The organism is Pseudoneobacillus rhizolycopersici (assembly GCF_054786815.1).
This window is the reverse complement of the sequence record NZ_JBTOOE010000020.1, coordinates 60,092-82,008: the sequence shown is the minus strand read 5'-3', so window position 1 is coordinate 82,008 and position 21,917 is coordinate 60,092. Positions and strand designations below refer to the sequence as shown.

The 21,917-nt window shown below is 43.5% G+C and carries 23 protein-coding genes; 14 read left to right on the top strand and 9 right to left on the bottom strand.

The features are described 5' to 3' along the window. Window positions 1-380 precede the first annotated feature (380 nt). The 8 genes from ade (ACX9YW_RS17745) to ACX9YW_RS17710 form a co-directional block, all read right to left on the bottom strand. The gene (gene ade, locus ACX9YW_RS17745) at window positions 381-2,129 is read right to left on the bottom strand and encodes an adenine deaminase (protein ID WP_460348911.1); all 1,749 of its coding nucleotides are present in this window, start codon (window positions 2,127-2,129) and stop codon (window positions 381-383) included. 78 nt (window positions 2,130-2,207) lie between these two features. Continuing rightward, entirely contained in the window at window positions 2,208-3,527 is a 1,320-nt protein-coding gene (locus ACX9YW_RS17740; protein WP_460348909.1) for an NCS2 family permease, read from the bottom strand. 177 nt (window positions 3,528-3,704) lie between these two features. Next, entirely contained in the window at window positions 3,705-4,061 is a 357-nt protein-coding gene (locus tag ACX9YW_RS17735; RefSeq protein ID WP_460348918.1) for an XdhC family protein, read from the bottom strand. A 1-nt stretch (window position 4,062) separates the two neighbouring features. Next, window positions 4,063-4,878: an XdhC family protein gene (locus tag ACX9YW_RS17730; RefSeq protein ID WP_460348907.1), complete on the bottom strand. Its 816-nt coding sequence runs from the start codon at window positions 4,876-4,878 to the stop codon at window positions 4,063-4,065. Continuing rightward, window positions 4,875-7,175, bottom strand: coding sequence for a xanthine dehydrogenase family protein molybdopterin-binding subunit (locus ACX9YW_RS17725; RefSeq protein WP_460348905.1), 2,301 nt, complete (start codon window positions 7,173-7,175; stop codon window positions 4,875-4,877). The genes ACX9YW_RS17730 and ACX9YW_RS17725 overlap by 4 nt, the downstream gene beginning before the upstream one ends. Further along, the gene (locus ACX9YW_RS17720; protein ID WP_460348903.1) at window positions 7,172-8,047 is read right to left on the bottom strand and encodes an FAD binding domain-containing protein; all 876 of its coding nucleotides are present in this window, start codon (window positions 8,045-8,047) and stop codon (window positions 7,172-7,174) included. The genes ACX9YW_RS17725 and ACX9YW_RS17720 overlap by 4 nt, the downstream gene beginning before the upstream one ends. Further along, a complete protein-coding gene (locus ACX9YW_RS17715) occupies window positions 8,044-8,643 on the bottom strand; it encodes a nucleotidyltransferase family protein (protein WP_460348901.1) in 600 nt (199 codons plus the stop codon). Before ACX9YW_RS17715 ends, ACX9YW_RS17720 begins: the two co-directional genes overlap by 4 nt. Further along, complete coding sequence (locus tag ACX9YW_RS17710) at window positions 8,636-9,130, bottom strand: (2Fe-2S)-binding protein (protein WP_460348899.1); 495 nt, start codon at window positions 9,128-9,130, stop codon at window positions 8,636-8,638. The genes ACX9YW_RS17715 and ACX9YW_RS17710 overlap by 8 nt, the downstream gene beginning before the upstream one ends. Window positions 9,131-9,381: 251 nt before the next feature. Between ACX9YW_RS17710 and ACX9YW_RS17705 the strand changes: the two genes are divergently transcribed. The 14 genes from ACX9YW_RS17705 to ACX9YW_RS17640 all read left to right on the top strand — a co-directional run bounded on the left by ACX9YW_RS17705 (window position 9,382) and on the right by ACX9YW_RS17640 (window position 20,943). Further along, on the top strand, window positions 9,382-10,860 hold the full coding sequence (locus ACX9YW_RS17705; protein ID WP_460348897.1) for a dihydroorotase: 1,479 nt from the start codon (window positions 9,382-9,384) through the stop codon (window positions 10,858-10,860). A gap of 84 nt (window positions 10,861-10,944) precedes the next feature. Beyond that, entirely contained in the window at window positions 10,945-11,532 is a 588-nt protein-coding gene (locus ACX9YW_RS17700; RefSeq protein ID WP_460348895.1) for a cysteine hydrolase family protein, read from the top strand. A gap of 24 nt (window positions 11,533-11,556) precedes the next feature. Beyond that, window positions 11,557-12,114, top strand: coding sequence for a UbiX family flavin prenyltransferase (locus ACX9YW_RS17695; RefSeq protein WP_460348893.1), 558 nt, complete (start codon window positions 11,557-11,559; stop codon window positions 12,112-12,114). After that, on the top strand, window positions 12,111-13,451 hold the full coding sequence (locus ACX9YW_RS17690; RefSeq protein WP_460348891.1) for a UbiD family decarboxylase: 1,341 nt from the start codon (window positions 12,111-12,113) through the stop codon (window positions 13,449-13,451). The genes ACX9YW_RS17695 and ACX9YW_RS17690 overlap by 4 nt, the downstream gene beginning before the upstream one ends. A 178-nt stretch (window positions 13,452-13,629) precedes the next feature. Next, window positions 13,630-13,893, top strand: coding sequence for a BMC domain-containing protein (locus ACX9YW_RS17685; protein WP_460348889.1), 264 nt, complete (start codon window positions 13,630-13,632; stop codon window positions 13,891-13,893). Window positions 13,894-13,908: 15 nt separating this feature from the next. Continuing rightward, window positions 13,909-14,844: a hypothetical protein gene (locus tag ACX9YW_RS17680; protein ID WP_460348887.1), complete on the top strand. Its 936-nt coding sequence runs from the start codon at window positions 13,909-13,911 to the stop codon at window positions 14,842-14,844. A gap of 22 nt (window positions 14,845-14,866) precedes the next feature. Beyond that, window positions 14,867-15,214, top strand: a complete 348-nt coding sequence (locus ACX9YW_RS17675) for a BMC domain-containing protein (protein WP_460348885.1) — start codon at window positions 14,867-14,869, stop codon at window positions 15,212-15,214. A gap of 14 nt (window positions 15,215-15,228) precedes the next feature. Then, a complete protein-coding gene (locus ACX9YW_RS17670; RefSeq protein ID WP_308181787.1) occupies window positions 15,229-15,510 on the top strand; it encodes a BMC domain-containing protein in 282 nt (93 codons plus the stop codon). After that, the gene (locus tag ACX9YW_RS17665; RefSeq protein ID WP_460348882.1) at window positions 15,510-16,238 is read left to right on the top strand and encodes a hypothetical protein; all 729 of its coding nucleotides are present in this window, start codon (window positions 15,510-15,512) and stop codon (window positions 16,236-16,238) included. Before ACX9YW_RS17670 ends, ACX9YW_RS17665 begins: the two co-directional genes overlap by 1 nt. Before the next feature lie 18 nt (window positions 16,239-16,256). Beyond that, on the top strand, window positions 16,257-16,544 hold the full coding sequence (locus ACX9YW_RS17660) for a EutN/CcmL family microcompartment protein (RefSeq protein WP_460348880.1): 288 nt from the start codon (window positions 16,257-16,259) through the stop codon (window positions 16,542-16,544). Window positions 16,545-16,547: 3 nt separating this feature from the next. Continuing rightward, on the top strand, window positions 16,548-18,359 hold the full coding sequence (gene ade, locus ACX9YW_RS17655; protein ID WP_460348877.1) for an adenine deaminase: 1,812 nt from the start codon (window positions 16,548-16,550) through the stop codon (window positions 18,357-18,359). 12 nt (window positions 18,360-18,371) lie between these two features. After that, the gene (locus tag ACX9YW_RS17650; RefSeq protein ID WP_460348875.1) at window positions 18,372-19,055 is read left to right on the top strand and encodes a cyclase family protein; all 684 of its coding nucleotides are present in this window, start codon (window positions 18,372-18,374) and stop codon (window positions 19,053-19,055) included. Between the two features lie 77 nt (window positions 19,056-19,132). Next, window positions 19,133-20,470, top strand: a complete 1,338-nt coding sequence (locus ACX9YW_RS17645; protein WP_460348872.1) for a 5'-deoxyadenosine deaminase — start codon at window positions 19,133-19,135, stop codon at window positions 20,468-20,470. 191 nt (window positions 20,471-20,661) lie between these two features. Continuing rightward, a complete protein-coding gene (locus tag ACX9YW_RS17640; RefSeq protein ID WP_460348870.1) occupies window positions 20,662-20,943 on the top strand; it encodes a DUF4359 domain-containing protein in 282 nt (93 codons plus the stop codon). Window positions 20,944-21,000: 57 nt separating this feature from the next. Here the strand turns inward: ACX9YW_RS17640 and ACX9YW_RS17635 are convergent, their stop codons facing one another. After that, window positions 21,001-21,876 (bottom strand): hypothetical protein, encoded by an 876-nt coding sequence (locus ACX9YW_RS17635; RefSeq protein ID WP_460348868.1) that lies wholly within the window; start codon window positions 21,874-21,876, stop codon window positions 21,001-21,003. Window positions 21,877-21,917: the final 41 nt, after the last annotated feature.

Below are 21,917 nucleotides of genomic sequence, written 5' to 3'. Positions count from 1 at the left end.
TCAACACTAGTTCGGACTTGATTTCCCTTTTGGCAGCCTGTCCTGTCCGAACTCACGACTGGTTCGGACTCGATTTCCCTTTTTTGCACCATTCCCTGTCCGAACTCAACACCAGTTCGGACTTAATTTCCCTTTTTGCACCCTTTCCTGTCCGAACTCAACACCAGTTCGGACTCGATTTCCTTTTTTGGGCCCTGTCCTGTCCCAACCCACGACCAGTTCGGACTCAATTTCCCATTTTGCACCATTCCCTGTCCGAGCTCACCACTAGTTCGGACTCAATCTCGTTTTTTCCACCCTACCCTGTCTGAACGCCACCACCCCCCCAAAAAAAAACAAGCATAGCAGAATAATCCGCCATGCTGTGCTCAAGCCCCCATCTAATCAAACAAGCCAATATGCTTAAACCCGCCAACATCAAATAACCCCATATCCGTCAATTTAAGCTCCGGGATTACTGGTAGCGCTAAAAACGACAGGGTTTGAAACGCATTAAATTGATTCCCAAATCCAATCTGCTCCAATGCAATATCTAAGCCCTTTAATTCCCCCACAATGGTTTGGTAATCTTTATCCGAAATTAATCCAGAAACCCTCAAAGGGAGCGAAGCGATGACCTCACTGTTGTTCACGACCACTAGCCCGCCATTCATCGCTTCCATTTTTTTGATGGCTACATACAAATCATTGTCACTTGTTCCGACCGCGACAATATTATGAGAATCATGGGCTACCGTTGACGCAATCGCGCCACCCTTAATCCCAAATCCTTTGACAATGCCAATGCCAATATTTCCGGTATGGTGATGGCGCTCCACGACTACTAATTTCAATTGATCATCTCGAACAGAAGGACTAAACACCCCATTTTTGACGGTAATATTTTCACGGCATCTCCTTGTCACTAAAGAGTTTGGAATAATCTCAATCACATTTGCCGCAACCGGCACCACTGCCTCATCCACTCGTAAAACGAAGTCTTTTTCTAACATTTTCCCAACCCGCACACTGTTTGTCAGTACGGAAGGAATACTTGGTGCATCCGCCCCAAAGGGTAGACATTGACCATTCTCAGCAACTAACTTACCCGCACGATAAACAGAATGAACTGAAACATCACTCAGAGAGCCCAAAAAAAGTAAATCCGCATCATAGCCCGGGGCAATCGCGCCCTTACCCCTTAAACCAAAACACTCCGCCGCATTCAAGGTCGCCATCCCAATTGCCAGTAATGGATCAATCCCCTCCTCAATAGCTACCTTCACATTGTAATCAATACTTCCTTCCGCCAATAAATCGTCCAAATGCTTATCATCGGTGACAAACAAGCAGCGCCGAGCATTTTTTTCATTGACGGCTTTTAATAATTCCCGCAAGTCTCGTGCAGCAGAACCTTCCCTCAACATCACATACATCCCTCGTTGTAAACGTGCCGTTACCTCCTCCGCAGAGACACACTCATGATCGGTCCGTATTCCAGCGGTCATGTAAACATTTATTCCCTCATCATTCACACCAGCAGCGTGACCATCAATACAAACCCCTCTTTCCAAGGCGTCAGAAATTTTCGCCATCATCCGCGGCTCAAAATGAAAAACCGAAGGATAATCCATCACTTCACCTAATCCCAGAACATGCTCCGACTCATAAAAAGGGGCTAAATCTTCAGCTGCCAAAACGGCACCGGCATTTTCGAACGGGGTCGCCGGAACACAGGATGGAAGCATAAAATACACATTCAATGGGATATTTTTAGCATGATCAATCATAAATTGGATGCCGGCTGCCCCAGAAACATTAGCAATTTCATGGGGATCGGCAATAACCGTAGTTACTCCGTGCGGAACCACTACTTTTGCAAATTCCCTTGGGGTTACCATTGCCGACTCAATATGTACATGGCCATCAATAAAACCTGGACAGACATATTTACCGGCAGCATCGATCATTTCTTTCCCCTCATATTGACCAATTCCTACGATGACACCATCCGTAATGGCAATATCCGCCTCAACTATGCTCAAGTTGAACACATCAACGATTCTGCCATTTTTTATGACGATATCGGCGAGTTCACTTTTGGCAGCAGACAATACACGTTTTTTCCAAGAAGGCTTATTTAGGTTCAAAGAAATCACTCCCTTAGTTACTTAATAAAAAGACAATGGACTTTTCGCCCATTGTCTTCTTAGTTATCCAATTCATCATCAGTGGCCGCCAATAATGAAATGGATGATGAAGGCAATCGTAATGAAATACATGATCCAATGCACTTGATCACGTTTTCCTGTGACAAGTTTTAGGATCGTATATGAAATAAATCCAAATGCTAATCCTTGGGCAATACTGTAGGTTAGAGGCATTAAAATAATTGTCAAGAAAACCGGAATGACATCTGTATAATCATCAAAGCTAATATGTTTGATTTCGCTTAGCATTAAAGCGCCGACGATGATTAGGATTGGTGCCGTTGCGACAGAAGGTACAAGGAAAATGAGTGGGGCGAATAGTAGGGAGAGTAAGAAAAATGCTGCAACTGTTAGGGCTGAAAGGCCTGTTCTTCCACCTTCGGAAATACCTGTTGCGTTTTCAATATAGGCATTCATTGCAGTACTTCCAAGTGAGGCACTGGCCATCGTCGCAACTGCATCTGCTTGCAGGGCACGATCTAAGTTTTCAATATTTCCGTCTTTATCCATTAAGCCGGCTTTTTTGGTAAGGCCAATCAAGGTGGCCAGATTATCAAATAATTCTACAATCGTGAATGAAAAGATAACCGAGAGAACACCGTAAGCAATTGCACCTTTAATATCCATAGCAAAAAGTGTATCCGAAACACTTGGTAATTGAAGAGAAACAATATCACTAACGCTAGTCGGGTATTTAATAAACCCTACAATCATCGCTGCAACCGTCGTAATTAGAACACTGATTAATAAAGAACCCTTTACTTTTTTGGCCATTAGAATCGACGCCACGAGTAATCCAAATAAGGCTAAAAGAGGTCCTTTCTGGGTTAAATCTCCTAGGGCAACACTGGTTGCCTCACTATTGACAACGAGCCCGGCATTTTTAAAACCAATGAAGGCAATAAATAATCCAATCCCAACACCTATCGCCGATTTAAGGACATTGGGTACACCATCGACAATCTTCTTCCGCACCCCAGTTACCGTCAAAATTAGGAAGACAATCCCGGATATAAATACCGCCCCTAAAGCCGTCTGCCAGGTTAGTCCTTGGCCAATAACAACGGTATAGGCAAAGAAAGCATTTAATCCCATTCCAGGTGCAACGGCAATCGGGAAATTCGCCCACAACGCCATTAAAACCGTGGCAATGACGCTCGCAAACACAGTTGCCGCTAGAGCTGCTTCCTTTGGAATTCCCGCATCAGAGAGGATTTGTGGGTTCACTAGAATAATATAACTCATCGTTACAAACGAGGTTACCCCCGCCAATATTTCGGTTCTGATGTTTGTTTGTCTCTGATCCAATTTAAAATATGAGTTCAGAAAGCCCTTCATTCCATTCACTCCCTTAAATAGAGATAAGAAAAGTTTTGACCTTGATAATTGTCCAGCTCCAGCGCCCAGCGTCTAGTGAACTTCACCCTCCGAGTAAAAATCGGCATTTGGATTTTTACATGACCGGAGATAAGTCAACATCGAATCGCCAAGAACGCGATTCGTGTTTCCTTTATCTCAGTCAGGAGGGCTGAAGTTCATACGCCGCTGAACGGGCGCTTCCGCTTTTCTGATAGGTTCAATAAATACTTCAAAGGTTCCACCACAAATTCCGCCATCTTCGTAAAATAAACCTTTTGTCAGGTCGACTGTGTGTTTTATTGGTAAACCTGAATCTATGACTTCAAAGGCTTTTTCAATCACTTCCCCTTCACCACACCCCCCGCCAATTGTGCCGAAAATGCTTCCATCGCGAAAAATAATCATCTTAGACCCAACGTTCCTAGGTACCGACCCCTTTTTTAAAATAATCGTCGCTAAGGCAGCAGCCTCACCTCCTAACCGTACTAAATAAGCCTGCCTAATCATTTTCATATCATCCACTATTTCCACCCCGAAAGCCTAATTTCGCCAATTGCCGAATTTCCTGACTCAATGAATGTCCTGATTTGTTGTTTTTTACCTTCAACATTTCTGCTAAAATACTTATCGCAATCTCCGAGGGTGTCTCTGCTCCAATATCCAAGCCTACTGGTGTATAAATATGGTCAAACAAAGCAACATCAAACTCTTCTTTCAACTGTTCGAAAACTCCCGCTATTCTCCTTCTACTACCAATCATTCCAATATAGGCCGGCCTTTCGTTCCGCTTTAACAATTCCTGCAAACTCATCACATCAAATTGGTGACCTCTAGTAAGGAGAAGTATCCAGGTGTTACTAGTAATCTTGCAGTTTTGGAAAAAATCCAGATAAGAAGTACAACTGACCTCATCAGCAAGAGGGAAACGATCCTTGGTTGCAAATTCCGGACGATCATCAATCACAGTGATGTGATAGCCAAGCAGAGAGGCCATTGCTACAACCGGTTCACACACATGCCCCCCGCCGGCGACTATCAATCTTGGGGCACGTTTAAGTATCTCTACAAAACATTCAACTTCATGATCCCCTTCGAGAAAGCGGATACATTTTGTTTTTTGTTTTTGAATCAGTGACGGGCATATTGCCCCTAAGCTTGTAGAAAACTTCTCAGTCTCCGGATTATCATGATAAAAACTCCCATCCTCCCAACCCAAAATCCGTTTTCCTAAATAAAACGGCTTACGGTGGGAGGTGATGGTGATGAGGGCTGTTACCCTTTGTTCCTCCAAAGAATTCATCATCATCCTATACAATTTTGGACTCATCATTGGTTTACTCTCACCGCTTTTAACCTATTCTCCTTCATCGCCCGGTGGACTCTTTCCGGGGTTGCTGGGAGATGTTTAATCCGCACCCCAACAGCATCATAAATCGCGTTTGTGATAGCTGGAATAATCGGAATCATGACCACCTCACCAATTCCCTTTGCCCCAAATGGACCTGAAGCCTCCGGTTCTTCAACCGGAATGGTTTCAATCATGGGAGTTTCTTGTATCGTTGGCATAATATAATCGGTAAAATTTTTCGTCCGATGTACCCCATTTTCCATGACAACATCCTCGTATAAGGTATAGCCAATCCCCATAATCGCTCCACCTTCTGTTTGCCCTTCTAGTCCTTGCAAATTGATGACCCGGCCACAATCAGGAATCGAAACGACACGAAGAACGTCTGTTTCACCTGTTAACATATCCACCTCCACCAACACGACATGAGTAAGGTAGCCGTATAGATGATGCGGGGCGCCACCTGAGCCCTTAATCTCATACCTTTCTTTTGGTAGATAAAAATGGCCCTCAACCTTTGTTGACTGGTGCTGCCCATATAAATACTGATAAATTTCCTGATATTGAATTGGTTGGTGACCTTGGACCTCAATTTCCCCATTTCCTAATGAAACCTTGTCTAACGAAACCTCGACCATCTTTGCAGCCGTTTCCGTTAAAAGCTTAATCATAAACGGAGCAGCAGTGGCAACGGCCCTACCTCCCGAATAGGTAGAACGGGATGCGGTTACGGTACCGCCATCAATTGTTTTCGATGTATCGCCCTGAACGATTTCAATAGCGGTAATATCACACCGTAGCAGCTCTGCGGCAATCTGGGCATAGACTGTGCTATTTCCGCCGCCGATTTCTTCACAGCCAACTCCAACTAAAAACCTTCCATGGGGTAATAACTCCATTGTTGCCGCCCCATAATCAGGAACGCCAATTCCCATGCCAACTCCGTGGAAGGAGGTCGCGATGCCAATTCCTCTTTTTTTCCATGGTTCACTAGGTTGTGATTTATAGGTTTCTCTATTACTCCAAAGATCACAATTTTCAGCCTTCTCTAAGGTTTGATGTGTGCCAACACTAGACTTTACACGATGACCTAAACTAGAGAGACTACCCTGCTTGTAGGCATGTGTTTTTCTCAGCGTAATTGGACACATTCCCAGCCTTTCGGCAATCATGTCTAAATGGGTTTCAATTCCAACGCAAACCTGATTTACGCCAAAACCTCTAAAAGCGCCGGAAACACCATTATTTGTGTACACACAAAAGCCCTCTAAGTCAACATTTGGGATATAGTAGGGACCACAGGCATGTTCGATTGCTAAGGCAATAACAGCTCCCCCGAGGGAAGCATAAGCGCCTGTATCAGCAATGGCTCTTACTTTATGACCGATGATAGTGCCGTCATTCTTGACCGCCGTTTTCACCTCAACTTTAAAGGGATGACGTTTGATTCCTGCTTGAACCGATTCTTCCCTTTTTAAGTGAAGCTTAACTGGCCGACCGTTTGTATGGAGGGCGAGCAGGGCTAAATAAATTTGAACCGTAATTTCATCTTTTCCGCCGAATGCCCCTCCTAAAGGACTAGAAACCACGCGGATTCGATCTGGATTAAGCGCTAACGCCCGGGCAACCTGCATCCGATCCCGATACGCATATTGCCCGGGACAATAGATACTTAAAGACCCATCCTCTTCCACCATCGCCCATCCGCCCTCTGTTTCAATAAAGGCATGCATTTGTCTAGGCGAAATAAATGTATTTTCTAAAATAAAATCCGCATCCGAAAAGGCCTTCGCAACATCACCATGTTTGATTTTCACATGACTGTATGTGTTGCCACTCGGATGCAACTTGGGCGCTTTTTCCGTCATCGCATACTCTGGATCGGAGACAACTTCAAGCGGGACGTAATCCACTTTGATTAGGTTAATTGCCTTCTCAGCGATTTCTTCCGTTTCGGCTGCTACTAGGGCAACTGCATCAGAGGTCGTTCGAACGACATCTTCACACAAGACGGGCTGGTCAGGATCGACAATTCCAAATCCATTAAAACCAGGAATATCTCGGTAGGTTAAAACCGCTACCACGCCCTCTAGATTTTCAGCCTCCCTCGTATCAATGCTTACAATTTTTGCATGGGGATATTGGGCACGAAGCACTTTTCCCCAGACCATATTGGGAAACTGAAGATCAGTCATATACTTTAGTTCACCTGTTGTCTTTGGTGGCCCATCAATTCGAGGAACCCGCTTGCCGATATAGCTCCACTCCTTGTGATTCATCGTTCTTCCCACCTTTTCAGTAATCGGTATAAGCCTCGTTTTAATAAGGCACTTGCCATATCCCGCCGATAAATCGCCGATGCTCGAATATCTGAAATCGGCATGACTTCCTTCCACGCCAATTCCCCGATGTTTTCAATTAATTGTTCATCTAACCTCGCAAGTGTTAAAAGTGCCTCGCATTTTTTGCCACGGATTACTGTTGGTGCAACAGAGCCAAAGGCGATTTTTCCAGCTAAACAATTTCGGTTTTCATCTAATTGTAGCGAACAGGCGACATTGACAATGGAAATCGCTTGGGCTTTGCGTGGACCGAGTTTTTCAAAAAAGCCGATCTCATTTTCCTTCTGTGGGGTGACGATAATATTCGTCACCATTTCATTCGGTCTCATGACTGTTCTCCCAGGTCCGATAAAAAACTCCTCAATCGGAACAATCCGCTTACTATTGAAAGAGGAAAGCTCAATCCTAGCACTTAAAACAAACAAGGAAGGGATGAGGTCTCCTGCTGGTGAGGCAGTTCCGAGGTTCCCACCAATCGTCCCCATATTCTGAATTTGAACGGCCCCCACGCTTTTGGCCGCTGCAACGATGACATCACCCTGTTCCTTTAAAACATCCGAATGGATGATATCCGTATGGGTCGTTAATGGACCGATATGAATTTCCTGTCCGACTCTCTTGATAAATTTTAACGAAGAAAGGTCCTTTATATTAATCCAAAGGCTTGGTCGCCACTTTCCATCCTTCATCCTAACCACCGCATCCGTTCCACCTGCGAGCAGTCGATACGCCCCCTCATTATTCTTCAAAATCTCTAAACACTCCGTTATTGATGCTGGTGTCATCACATCGATTTCAGACACATTCATAAAATGACATCCCCCTTCGAAAAAGCCTCATAGTCCATTGGAGAATTAAAATTATATAAAATGGAAGGATCGGAAACCTCCAGCTCACCCATTTCGCTCTTCCACCTATTTACCACTTCTCTTAGTCCGTTCTTTTCTTCGCTTATTTGTAGCAACTCATCTCTTAATTCTGTGGAAAAAAGAATGGGATGGCCCCTTTTTCCTTTGTATGTCGGAATAATGATTTTACTGTTAGTTTGTTGAAAGTAGTGAATCATCCCATTGATTAGCAAGTCATTTACCGGCTGGTCAACAGCTATCATCACCATACAGTCATGATCCTCTGTCACAGACAAGATCCCCCGTTTAATCGATTCCGTTTTTCCGAGTTCAACATGCTCATTGATGACGACATGCGCTGACGTTTTATTGATATAGGGAAGTAGTTTCTCGGATTGATAGCCTACTACCACGATTAAAGAGTGAATATCCGATTGTTCTAGTTGAGCGAGCTGATGTTGGAGTAAGGTCGTCCCCTCCCATGGCAAAAGGGCTTTTAAACGGCCCATTCTCGTTGATTTCCCAGCCGCTAAAAGAATGGCCGCACATTTAACCATTCGTGATTTCTTCCCCAACAAGCTGCATTTTGGCGGCTGTTTCCACCGCTTTAATAATTTTCGTATAGCCGGTGCATCGGCAGAGGTTTCCTCCTAAGGCCTCTTTAATTTGTTCTGTTGATGGCACTTCCTTGATCCCGTTTAAGAAGGACTTGGCCGAAACAATAAACCCGGGGGTGCAATATCCACATTGAGTAGCCCCTTCTAAAACAAACGCTTGCTGAATGAAATCCATATCAGCGGTAGTTCCAATTCCTTCACAGGTGATGATTTCTTTGTTTTCCGTTTGTGATACTAGTACGAGACAGGAACAAACAGGCTGATGATCTAGTAAAACCGTACAAGATCCACACTCCCCTTTGCCACAGCATTCCTTACTAGCTGTGTATCCCATATCCTCCCTTAAACAATCCAATAATGTTTTCGCTGGATGACAATCAATCTTTTGACCTATTCCATTCACTTGTAAATGAAATGACCGCTTCATATTCCGTTCCTCCAATCCCTTCTATTCCCGCGTTTTTTTTCAAATATATGCACATCAAAAGACCTGCATGTCTTTTCGAGAGAAAACTTTCCGAAAATTATTACAACTAATTATCTAGAAAACTAGTATTTTCTGTCCAACCTCTGAATATTAGTTTAGTGAGCTAGATTTCCTTGCTTACCTGAGGCAGCTAGGACATACACAGGCAGTTTCAAATGATCTTAAATTTTATTTATTGGAGGTATTGGGTAATGGATTTAATTTTAAAGAACGCAAACATTCCTCAAGGTGATCGACAAGTATTAACAAACATTCTAGTAAATGATGGGAAAATTACTGGTTTTGTGAGCAATATTGTAGGCTTACAAGCTGACCAAGTCATTGACTGTAAAGGTTATCTAGTTGTTCCAGGTTGTATCGACCCTCATACCCACTTCATGGATCCAGGCTTCACCCACCGCGAGACATTTGCGACAGGCAGTCGTTCGGCCGCAGCCGGCGGAGTGACGACCATTATTGATATGCCTTGCTGCAGTAAGCCTTCTGTCCGCGATAAAGAAAGTTTCCATAAAAAAATTGGCCCGATTCGCGACCAAGCCTATATCGACTATTGCTTCTGGGGCGGTGTAACAGGCGAAGATGTTCGCGAAGGTTGGCTCGATAATATTTATCCGCAAATTGAAGAAGGAGTCGTCGCCTTTAAAGTGTATATGACTCCATCTGTTCCAACCTATCCAAAGGTTAGCGATGGCGAAATGCTAGAAATTTTTAGAAAAGTAGCCCCAACTGGCCTACCGATTGGCGTTCATGCGGAAAACTATGATATTTGCACCTTTGATACTGAAAAGCTGAAAAAGGCTGGCCGTATGGATGGCCCGGCATGGGCAGAAGCAAGAAGTTCGCTTGCTGAAAAAGTCGCCATCCAATTAATTATTAGCTATGCCGAAGCGACAGATGCGCGGGTTCATGTCGTGCATATGAGTACAAAAGAAGGTGTCGAAATAGTCCGTGAAGCAAAGAAGCGCGGTGTCAAGGTAACGGCTGAAACATGTCCGCATTATTTAATGCTCAATGCCCAAGATTCCATGACAGAGCGTGGAACGTTCGCGAAAATTGCCCCACCACTTCGTGGAAAAGAAGACAATATTGTACATTGGCAAGCCCTTGCTGATGGAACAATTGATTTCGTCGGTACGGACCATGCCCCATATGAAATTGCCACTGAAAAGGCTGCGGCTGATTCCGACATTTGGAATAGTTTCCCGGGAATCCCTGGTGTTGAAACGATGGTACAAATCCTTGTCAGTGAAGGCTTAAATAAAGGCCGCTTATCGTTATCCAGATTTGTCGAGGTAACAAGTCGCAATGCGGCCATCCATTATGGAATTTATCCGAAAAAAGGTGCGATGGAAATCGGCAGCGATGCGGACTTCACCATCATTGACTTAGATCGTGAATACACAATCGATGAGCAGAAAACAGAGTCGATGTGTAAATACAATCCGCTTCACGGCCTGCAGTTAAAAGGAAAGCCCGTACAAACGGTCATTCGTGGGGAACTCATTTACGATGAGGATAATGGTGGTATCGTCGGTAAAGCAGGATACGGACAATACGTTGAGCGTCAAAGCCTACAACGCCTTGACCGGGTTTTAAAATACGAGAAATATGAAGCTAACCAAGAAGTTGCGACTGAAAAGAAGGAAGCTGTGCTGACGGATAGCAACTAAAGAATAGCTTTGAGAAGGATATCAAATCATTTCACATTTTAGACACAAAGTCGGTTCATTACCGCCCATAAAAGGAGGTCCAAAATGGAACTAAGAGGGAAAAAACACGCCATTGTCGTGATTGATATGTTAAATGATTTTATTGGTGAAAAAGCCACCCTTCGTTGTGAAAGTGGCGAAAAAATCGTCCCGGAAATCCGGCGGCTTGTTGATTTTGCCCATGATCATAACATTCAGGTCATCCATGTTCAGGAAGCTCATCGCGTCAATGACCGCGACTTCCGGGTACGCCCCGTTCATGCGATCAAAGGAACCTGGGGCTCGCAATTTATTCCAGAGCTGCAACCGGAAGAAGACAAAGGCGATTATGTTGTCCAAAAAAGACGCCACAGCGCCTTCAGTTACACAGACTTTGATCTATTCTGCCGTGAAGAAGAAATTGATACGCTTGTTCTAACAGGTGTTTGGACAAATGTGTGTGTAAGAAGCACTGCTTCTGATGGCCTCTACCATGGCTATAATATCATCTGTATTTCCGATGCGACCGCTTCAAAGGATGATGATATGCATGTTTCCGGACTTCGCGATATTGATATTTTCGGGGACATTATGACTGTCGAGCAATATACAACATTAGTAAAAGAAAAACTCTCCCAAAATCAAAATGCTTAAAGACCTGGGCATGAGGATTAAAAAATGAGAATTATTGTTGGAATGACTGGAGCAAGCGGGTCGGTGTATGGCTATACACTGATCCGTGCTCTTCATGAACTAGGAATAGAAACGCATTTAGTCATTACCGAAATGGGAGAAAAGGTAATGTTATATGAATGCGGAGTCAGTCTAGACAGTGTTAAACAATTTGCTACCATCCATAAAAATAATAATCTTTTTGCCTCGATTGCCAGCGGCTCGTTCAAAACGGATGGAATGGTCATCTGCCCCTGCTCGATGAATACCTTAGGAGCGATTGCTAATGGTGTTGGTGATACGTTGCTGAACCGAGCTGCAAGTGTAGTTCTAAAGGAAAATCGAAAATTAATTATTGTTCCACGTGAAACACCGCTTCATTTAATTCATTTGAAAAATATGACAAAATTGGCAGAAGCCGGGGCGGCAATCGTACCAGCATCACCTGGGTTCTATCTTCGACCAAATGAAATATGGGAGCTTGTTAATTTTATGGTTGGCAGAATTTTGGACATGCTTCATATCGACCATGAACTAATCCAAAGATGGGGTGAACCAAAATGAATCCTACCAATATCCGCGATCTCATTACCACTTGGGACAAGCTCGGTTATATCAAGCATATCAAAAAATGCGTTGACCCCATTTTTGAATTAGGGGCTGTCGTAAAGGCGACAAAAGGAACTGTCCCGATGATTTTTGAAAATATCAAAGGCTACTCCTCCCCTATGGCTATTGGATTTGGCGGTGATCGCAAGCTTTTAGCGGAAAGCATCGGTATTGGTCCCCGTGATTTCATCGCCAAGCTGATAGATTCCATCGTTTCACCGATCCCTGTTACCGAGGTTAGCACGGGCCCAGTTCATGAAAATGTCGTCACCGGTCACTTTGATTTAGAGGATTTCTTCCCGATTTTAAAATATCACGCCGAAGACTCTGGACAGTATTATGTGGCCGGGATTTTGGTCGTAAAGGACCTTACTGGCAAAAAGCAATATACCTCCATTCGTAGAATGCAATATTTAGGTGGGAATAAGACGAATATTTTAATTACCTCACCGGAATTAAACGCCCAATATGCTGAATATGAACGGCGTGGTGAACCAATGGAAGTAGCGGTGATGTTTGGTGTCGTTCCGGCCGTTACATTGGCCTCCCAGATTAGCACCCATCTCTATCATACCGATAAGCTTAACATTGCTGGCTCCCTTTTAGGACAATCCCTTGATGTCGTCAAATGCAAGACCGTTGATATCGAGGTGCTCGCCGATGCTGAAATTGTTTTTGAAGGTAGAATGCTGCCACATGAACGGGTATTAGAAGGCCCTTTTGCCGAATTGGCCGGGTATTATGGTGATGCCTCCCCTCAACCTGTGATTGAATTTTCGGCGGTAACGTACCGAAATAACCCAATTAATCATACGATTTTACCTGCCAGCTATGAGGAAAAGCTACCAATGGCGTTAGTCCGGGAAATGACTCTCTACTCAACCGTCAAACAAGTGGTTCCAAATGTAAAGGATGTTCACATTACTTTAGGTGGAATCGGCCGCTATCACGGAATTATCCAGATTGATAAAAAATCCGAAGGTGATGGCAAACAAGCAGCACTTGCCGCCTTTGCAAGCGATAAAGACTTAAAACATGTAGTGGTCGTCAATGATGACGTCGATATTTTTAATTCCGAGGATGTGGAATTTGCCATTGCTACAAGGGTACAAGCTGATCAGGATATATTTATTGTCCCCGGGGCAAAAGGATCCCCGCTTGAGGCTTCACACTCACTAAGGGGTGTAACAGCCAAAATGGGCATCGATGCCACTTACCCTTTACAGCATGCCAAGCAATTCAGACGCACCTCGATCCCTATCAATGTCGATTTACGAGAATACTTTTTATAAGGCTTTGTTAGGAGGTTGATTCTGTTGATTGGAGCGGAAGGCACTCGACTCCTGCGGGATGAAGCGGCCAATGGTGAGACACCGTAGGAGCGTAGCGACAAGGTGGCTCACCGGACGCCCCGCGGAAAGCGAGTGCCTGGAGCGGAAATCAACAATCTATGAGTTAGGAGACGATTAAATGGATGCAATTGGTTTAGTGGAGATTAGAGGTCTAACAGGCGCCTTTGATGCTCTCGATTCAATGGCAAAAGCAGCGGATATCAGGCTTGTTGACATGAAAAAGGTTGGTTCAGGTCATGTAACCGTCATTGTTAAAGGGGATGTAGCAGCTGTCAGTGCAGCTGTCGAAATTGGCAAACTGGCCACAGACAGAGTAGGTGGCGACCTTATCTGTGCCAATATTATCCCCCGCCCACATCCAGAACTAATGAAGATTCTTTAATAAGGGGGTGAGCACTTGTCTCAATTTATGAAAGCAGTTGTCGAAGAGGTTCTAAAAGGGAAAAAACCGCATACACAACAAAAGAGGGAACCTAGTCCCTCCCCTTCCGCCAACGGTCAATGGAATGATGATGATACCCTTCAACAACTCGTTCGACCAAATTATCAAAATCGAAATCTAGAAAAACGTTTAGCAGCGCTGAACCAGAAACCAGGTCAGGAGAAAAAGGACCATCAGCGGGAATTCAACCATACCCAGCAACCGTTATCAAGGCCCGATAATCCCATCTCCCAGCTCAAGAAGGTATCGATGTCTCAAGCATCACCTGAACGAGCTGAAGTTAGGACAAATTCAAAACCGCCAATCGAAAATGCGAAGTTAATTGGTACAACAAAGGATGGTACTTCGATTTGGTTTTTCCCATCGGTTCATCCTAATCTTTCATCAGCCTTTTCGCGGGCAACAACTCAGGTTTCGGTAGCCGTTGTCACCTCGAAGAATTGTTATCCAAGTCAATTGCTGCTCCTAAATGAATGGTTAAATCATAGTCCTGAACTTAAGTATCACCTGGTATGGAGCAGAACCAATCTGCAGCCGCTTTCTTTAGAGCTTTATCACCCAGATGCTAGTCGTTTAGAGAACGTTGTAAAGGCACTATTTCTTCAACTAAATAAGCGTGCTGAAACCAAGGTGGAAACCTATCATCTCCTTTCACCAAGTGCCTGGATTTCGAAACAGCTAGGAATCACCAAAAGCACTGAGAGCGTAGGAATTCTAGAAGGTCTATCCTACTTTAACAACCTGCTTGTTCTCGATCGCTTTTATAAAAGTGAACCTAGCCATACAAACCTAGCCATCCAACTAGAACAAAATTATCTCATTACGACCGGAAAAACGGAAACCAATCGGGAAATACTTGCTACTTTAAAAAAATTAGCAGAACAAATTTAGTTTTTGAAAGGGGTACTACCCAATGCAACAAGCACTTGGCCTGATCGAAACAGTCGGTTATGCGACCGCCGTTTCCGCTGCGGATGCCGCGGTAAAAGCGGCCAATGTTGAAATAACGGCAATCGAAAAAATTATTGGGGTACGAGGTGGATTAGGGGTGACTGTCCATTTTAGCGGTGATGTCGCCTCGGTTCGGGCAGCGGTTGATGCCGGCAGTCAAGCGGCAGAAAAGGTTGGAACGGTCGTCTCTGCCCATGTTATTCCTCGGGCCCATCAGGAAGTTAGCGAGAAATTACTCAGCCACTTCCACCTGAACTCAGATAAGCAGGAAACTCAAGATTCGGATAACCAAAGTCCAAAGGATGAATAAGGAGGCTTTAACTTATGACAGGTGAAGCATTAGGTCTAGTAGAAACAAAAGGTCTTACAGGTGCCATCGAAGCGGCAGACGCAATGGTAAAGGCTGCAAACGTATCGATTTGTGGCTATGAAAAAATTGGATTTGGACTCGTAACGGTCATGGTCCGTGGTGACGTAGGAGCGGTAAAAGCCGCGACAGACGCCGGTGCCGATGCCGCCAGTAGAGTCGGAGAACTTGTCAGTGTCCATGTCATTCCTAGACCACATAGCGAAATTGAAAGAGTCTTATTATCGAAAGGTGAATAATGATGGGGCAAAAACGGCAGAGTGTTCTAGTGGAAAACACTCTGCATGAGCTATTTTACAAACGTCAAAAAACGAAGCCTGTTAAGGTGATTGCCTGTTTAAGCTATCACTTTGTTGGAATGGAACAAGCTTTGCAAATACTTAAGAACCTTCGTCAGCAGAACATCATCATCCGTTTATTTATCGAGGAGGAGGTTTTCCGTTACTTTAGCAGAAGAGAAATTCTCGCACGAACAGAAATTGATGATTGGATATCGTTTCGGGCATTAGAAAAGATGGAGGATTGGGATTTCCTCTTCCTCCCTACCCTTAACTTCTCATTGGCCTCCAACATCATTTCTTTGAACGATCAAGATCGGTTTGTTCGCTTTCTTATCCATTCCCTCTTTTCTCATAAAAAAGTAACGGCCCTTTCCACTGGATTGAACCCTAACCATCCAGTTTGGGATGGGCAACAATTAACACATGGGACACCGTTTATAAAAACAAAACTCAAAAATAATTTGCGGGATCTACAAGCTGTTGGAATCCATCTACTTGAACCTGATGATATAAAAAACTTTTTCACAGCGAAATCGAGTCCCAAAAAATCAGTAATGACGGCAAAGGATCTTGATTTTTTCCTATCCAGGAAAGAAACGGAACTAATTATTGACCAACAAACGATTGTTACACCTCTGGCAAAAGACATACTTAAACAGCATCAAATCAATCTCATTCGTAAATAAGGGAGTTGGCCATTCAGTATGGAAGTTGGAATTGTCGTTGGCAGAGTGACCGCCACTAGAAAAGACCCACATTTAGTGGGAACAAAGCTATTAATCACCCAACCTATTCTATTAAATGGTGATTCCTCCCCACAGAGCCCTGTCATTGCCATTGACACGGTCGGAGCCGGAATCGGTGAAAAAGTGATGTATGTAAAAGGAAGCATCGCAGCAAGAGTATCCACAAATAAAGAAGCTCCTATTGATGCTGCAATAATCGGGATTATCGATACCCTCGAATATGAAAAATGGGAAGGAGTTAAGTAATTTATGGATGCAACTGGCATTAAAGAAGCCATTCAATGGCGGAAGTTAGTTGATACGTTACTGGACGTACACCAGTTTGCCGACCTAGTTTTAAAGGATGGCTATTTTATTAATGTCATCACTCGGGAAATTTATCGTGCCGATGTGGCTGTTAAAGGTGAATATGTCCTCATGGTAGGTGATTGTACAGAGTTAGTTGGACCAAAGACAAAGGTAGAACAGGTAACAGGTAAGTTCATTTGTCCTGGCTTTATTGACTCCCATATGCATTTTGAAAGTTCGATGCTCACCATTACCGAATTTTCCAAGCTTTCGATTCCAACCGGAACGACTACCTTGATTGGCGATCCGCATGAAATTGGAAATGTCCTTGGAGTAATGGGTATGAAGGAAATGATTAAAGAGGCAAAAACACTGCCAAATCACGTCTATTTAACCGTTCCTTGTGCAGTCCCTGATGCACCGGGACTAGAAACACCCGGCTACGATGTGAACTCTAAGGATATGAAGGAATTATTAGAGGATAAACATGTCCAAGGCATTGGCGAAATCCAAAGCTTCAGCAATATCAAACCAGTGTACGAGCATGCCCAAGAGCAAATCGATGACCTAATTGCTTCTGTCGCCTATGCAAAAGCAATTGGGAAAACGGTGGAAGGAAACGCTCCCAGTCTATTTGGAAAGGAATTAGCCGCTCATATTATTAGTGGTGGAACTCATGTTTCTTGTCATGAAACAACCACAAAGGAAGAAACGATTGAAAAGCTTCGTTATGGCGTGAGTGTTTTTATCCGTGAAGGATCTTCGCAACGAAATATGCCAGAGTGCATTCGAGCGATTACCGAAGAAGGTCTAGATTCCCGTAGAGCCATTTTAGTATCAGACGATATGGTACCCGAGGATTTATTAAAATATGGCCATATGAATGATATCGTTCGCCGCACCATTGCTCACGGCATGGACCCGGTTGAGGTCATTCAAATGGTCACGATTAACCCTGCCACCCACTTCGGATTCAAGGATATTGGTATCATCGCCCCCGGAAAACGGGCGGACATCGTCGTCCTTAGTGACTTAACCAATATGGTTGTCGACCAAGTGTATTTAAATGGGAAAAAGGCAGCCGAAAAAGGCAAGCTGCTGTTAGAAATGGCTTCCTATCAATATCCAGACTCGGTAAAAAAATCAGTCAAACGGGCCCCAGTTACAAAGGATGATTTGGTGATTCGTGCCCAAGGCTCACGCGTTCGAGTTCGTTCGATTGTTGCGATCCCCGACCAGAACCTGACGGGTGGACAAGAGTTTGATCTAAATGTAAAAAATGGAGTCGTCACGCCTTGCTTAAAACAGGATGTCTTGCCAATGCTCGTGATTGAACGGCATGGAAGAACAAATTCGATTGGAAAAACGTTCATTCATGGCTTTAAACTGCAAAGCGGAGCCATCGCCGAAAGCGTTGCCCACGATACTCACAATATTATTGTCGCTGGAACCAATTATGAAGACATGGTAACAGCGGTCAATCGCGTGATTGCCATGGATGGTGGGATCGCAATGATCAAGGATGGAAAAGTAGTCGGCGATCTCCCGCTGCGAGTAGGCGGCCTTATCACAGATGAATTAGACGGAAAAGAAGTGAGTGAGCGAATTGCCGAATTAACGAGACTGGCTAAGGATGAGCTTGGTTGTGGAATCCACGTACCTTTTATGCATCTTTCCTTCTGGTCGCTAGTCACAAGCCCGACCTGGAAAATTACCGACAAAGGGCTTGTTGATGTCGATAAATTTGAGATCATCGACACGATTGTCAGGTAAGGAGGAGTTAGAGTGGGCGTAAGATTAATTGATTTAACACAAGAAATTTATCAAGGGATGCCCGTGTTCCCTCTGCACCAAAAAACGATGATTTTCCCCAATATTTCGCACGAGCAAAGTATCGCGCAAATTGGCTTTCCGTTTGCGACCAATAACTTGCTAATTAACGAACATGGCCCCACACATAGTGATGCCACCTATGAATATGACCCACAAGGCCAGTATATTGATGAAATGCCGCTTGAATACTTTTATGGCCCTGCCATTTGTTTAGACCTTTCGCATATTTCACCTGATGATTATATTACACCACCGGATTTGGAGCAGGCTTTGGAGAAATCCGGCCAAGTTCTTCAAGAAGGCGATATCGTTTTACTTTATACCGGTCACTATAACCGTGCTTACGGCAAGGAAGAGTGGCTAACCCGATATACGGGATTAAACTACGAAGCGGCCAAATGGCTCGCCGGGCAAGGAGTCGTCAATATCGGCATTGACGCACCAGCCATCGATAATCCAATCGACCCGCTATTTTCTGGTCACCTCGTTTGCAAGGAATATCAAATTACCAATACCGAAAATCTTTGTAATCTCGATCAGGTAGCGGGTAAACGTTTTTTATATTTCGGTTTACCTCTTCGTATTCGGAAAGGAACGGGTTCTCCGATACGGGCAGTAGCTGTTTTTATTGAATAATTTCCTATTTACAGTCCATCCCATTCTAGCGTGCTTTATGCTTTCGTAAATCAATTTTTTTAAGGTGGATGGTTACGATGAAATCAATTTTAATCAAAAATGCTGAAATTATTACCATGAATGCGAAGGAAGAGATTATTCATGGTGATTTATATATAGAAAATGACAGAATCCAGGCAATCGGAGTGAATTTACCATTTCAGGCTGAAAAAATCATCGATGGGACCAATCGAACCATTATTCCCGGATTCGTGCAAACCCATATTCACTTATGCCAGACCTTATTTCGTGGCCAAGCCGATGATTTGGAGCTGATGGATTGGTTGAAAAAGAAGGTATGGCCATTAGAGGCTGCCCATGACGAGGAATCCTCCTATTACTCAGCCATGCTTGGCATTGGTGAATTAATTCAAAGTGGAACGACAACGATTGTCGATATGGAAACCGTTCACCATACCGAGAATGCCTTCCAAGCGATCTATGAGAGCGGAATTCGCGCCTTATCAGGTAAAGTCATGATGGATAAAGGAAGTGAAGTCCCTAGACTCCTTCGTGAAAACACTGCTCAATCGATTCAACAAAGTGTCGACTTATTAGAAAAGTGGAATGGACGCGATCAAGGGCGAATTCAATATGCTTTTTGCCCCCGCTTCGTCGTCAGCTGTACCGAGGAGCTTTTGGTGGAGGTTCGTGATTTATCACGAAAATACGCTGTTAAGGTCCATACCCATGCATCTGAAAATAAAGGTGAAATTAGGTTAGTTGAACAAGAACACGGGATGCGTAACGTTGTCTATCTGGACCATATCGGTTTAGCCAATGAAAACTTAATCCTTGCCCATTGTGTCTGGTTGGACGAGGATGAAAAACGAATTATCCGCGAGCGCGGCGTTAAGGTTAGCCATTGTCCAGGCTCTAATTTAAAGCTTGCCTCCGGAATTGCCGATATTCCCCACCTATTAGAGCTAGATGCTTTTGTGAGTCTTGGGGCTGATGGTGCACCGTGCAATAATAATTTAGATATGTTTAATGAGATGCGCTTAGCGGCCATCATCCAGAAACCGACACATGGACCAACCAGCATGAATGCCAGTACGATTTTTAAAATGGCAACAATTGGCGGTGCCAAGGCTGTCGGTATGGAGAATGAAATTGGTAGTCTTGAGGTTGGTAAAAAAGCGGATGTCGTCATTCTAAATTTGAACGATTTCCATCTCTATCCTTCGAGTGAAGTCGATACGATATCAAGAATTGTTTATTCAAGCACAAGAGCCGACGTAGAGTCGACAATAATTAATGGAAAACTAGTGATGGAAAATCGCATGATGAAAACGATTGATAAAGAGTTGGTTCTAAAGGAAGTAAATAAAGCGATCAAACGCTTAGTAAAACGGTTGCCTTCGATTGAATACTAGTTGGGTACTCCGCCTGGAGAGCTTTAGACTTGAATTCACTTTTTTGGGCCTTTTCCTGTCCGAACTGCAACACTGATCGGATGCAGTTAAAAAGTAAGCTGATTATCGTGAATGTTTTTGCTGAAAATTGGATAGTAATGAAGTAACGCTAATGAATCTAAGGAAATCATTTAAGAAATGAGGGGTGGAAGATGAAGGCAAAAGTAGTTTTATCTCTCATTCTTTTATTTTCAGCAATCCTCCTTGCCATTCTATCAAACCCAACGGAAAGGCAATATATTTCCTGGTTGAAGGAGGAATTAAAAACAAACACTCATCAACCGGTGGATCAGGAAATAGAAGTCTTTTCACCAACTTTGTTAGAAACGAAAACGGCCAATTATTTCCTATTTTCCATTTATCAAACTGAACTTGAAAACGGTGGAACTCAAAAGACTCTAGGATTGCTAAATAACTTTTTTGTTATTAAATAGCTCAAAAACATTTAAAGCAGTGGGAAACGAGCTTGGAATCCCACTGCTTTTTCTCTTCTATTTTTGTATATTACTTTTAAAATCCTCATAATTCTCCCTAAATTCCTCTTCGGTCACTGCTTGAAACGATAGTTTATCGTTTGTGGTCCAAAAGGATAAATCAAAACCAGTGGCATCCTTATGAAAATTCCCTTCTAGCTTTGTTTCCTCTTCATCCACGGACGTGAACAACTCCATCATCATCCCATCTGTTATGCCGCTAAAATCATATCTCGTTTCTTTATATCGATTGTCTTTATCCCCTGTTGCAGCAACCATTAGAAGAGAACCTGCCAACTCACCTTGAGGTAAAGCTTCATCCATTTTTACAAATAGTTGGAACGACTCATCCTCTGCTGTGTAAATATATCCATAAACACTTCTTAGTTTAGAAAAAAATTCCCTTCTACGCGATTTTTCCTTTTCTTCTGAATGATAGATGGCCATATCTAACTTTTGCTGTAACCCCTTCTTAAATAAAGCGAGCTCTTTTTCATTAACTGCCATATATAATTTGCTGTATTTTTCATCTTGCTTTTGCACAATAAGATAGTCCCCAGAAAACCAAGCTTCCAATTTCATTGGTTTCCCATCATGCTCCGACTTAAATTCATACCCTATTTCCGTTGTTTTTCCCGCCAAAGAGTATGACTTTTCCTCTAAATACGGCTCTTTCCCGATTTCTTCGATCACTTCCTGCTGATAAAGTTTACCTTCGACCTTTCCATGGTGATTGGCTAATTCCAACCAATAAAGTCCCCCGTCTTCACTGTATATAAATGCGTCGACTCCGCTCAATGGATCGTTGCGGTTTTCCGCTTTTATCCACCAATAAACGGTAACCAATAACAGCCCAATAAGTGCTGCCAACCCCCAATAGTTTAATTTATTCATTTTGTCCCCCTCTTTATTAAGGAATTCAATAAAACTGACAA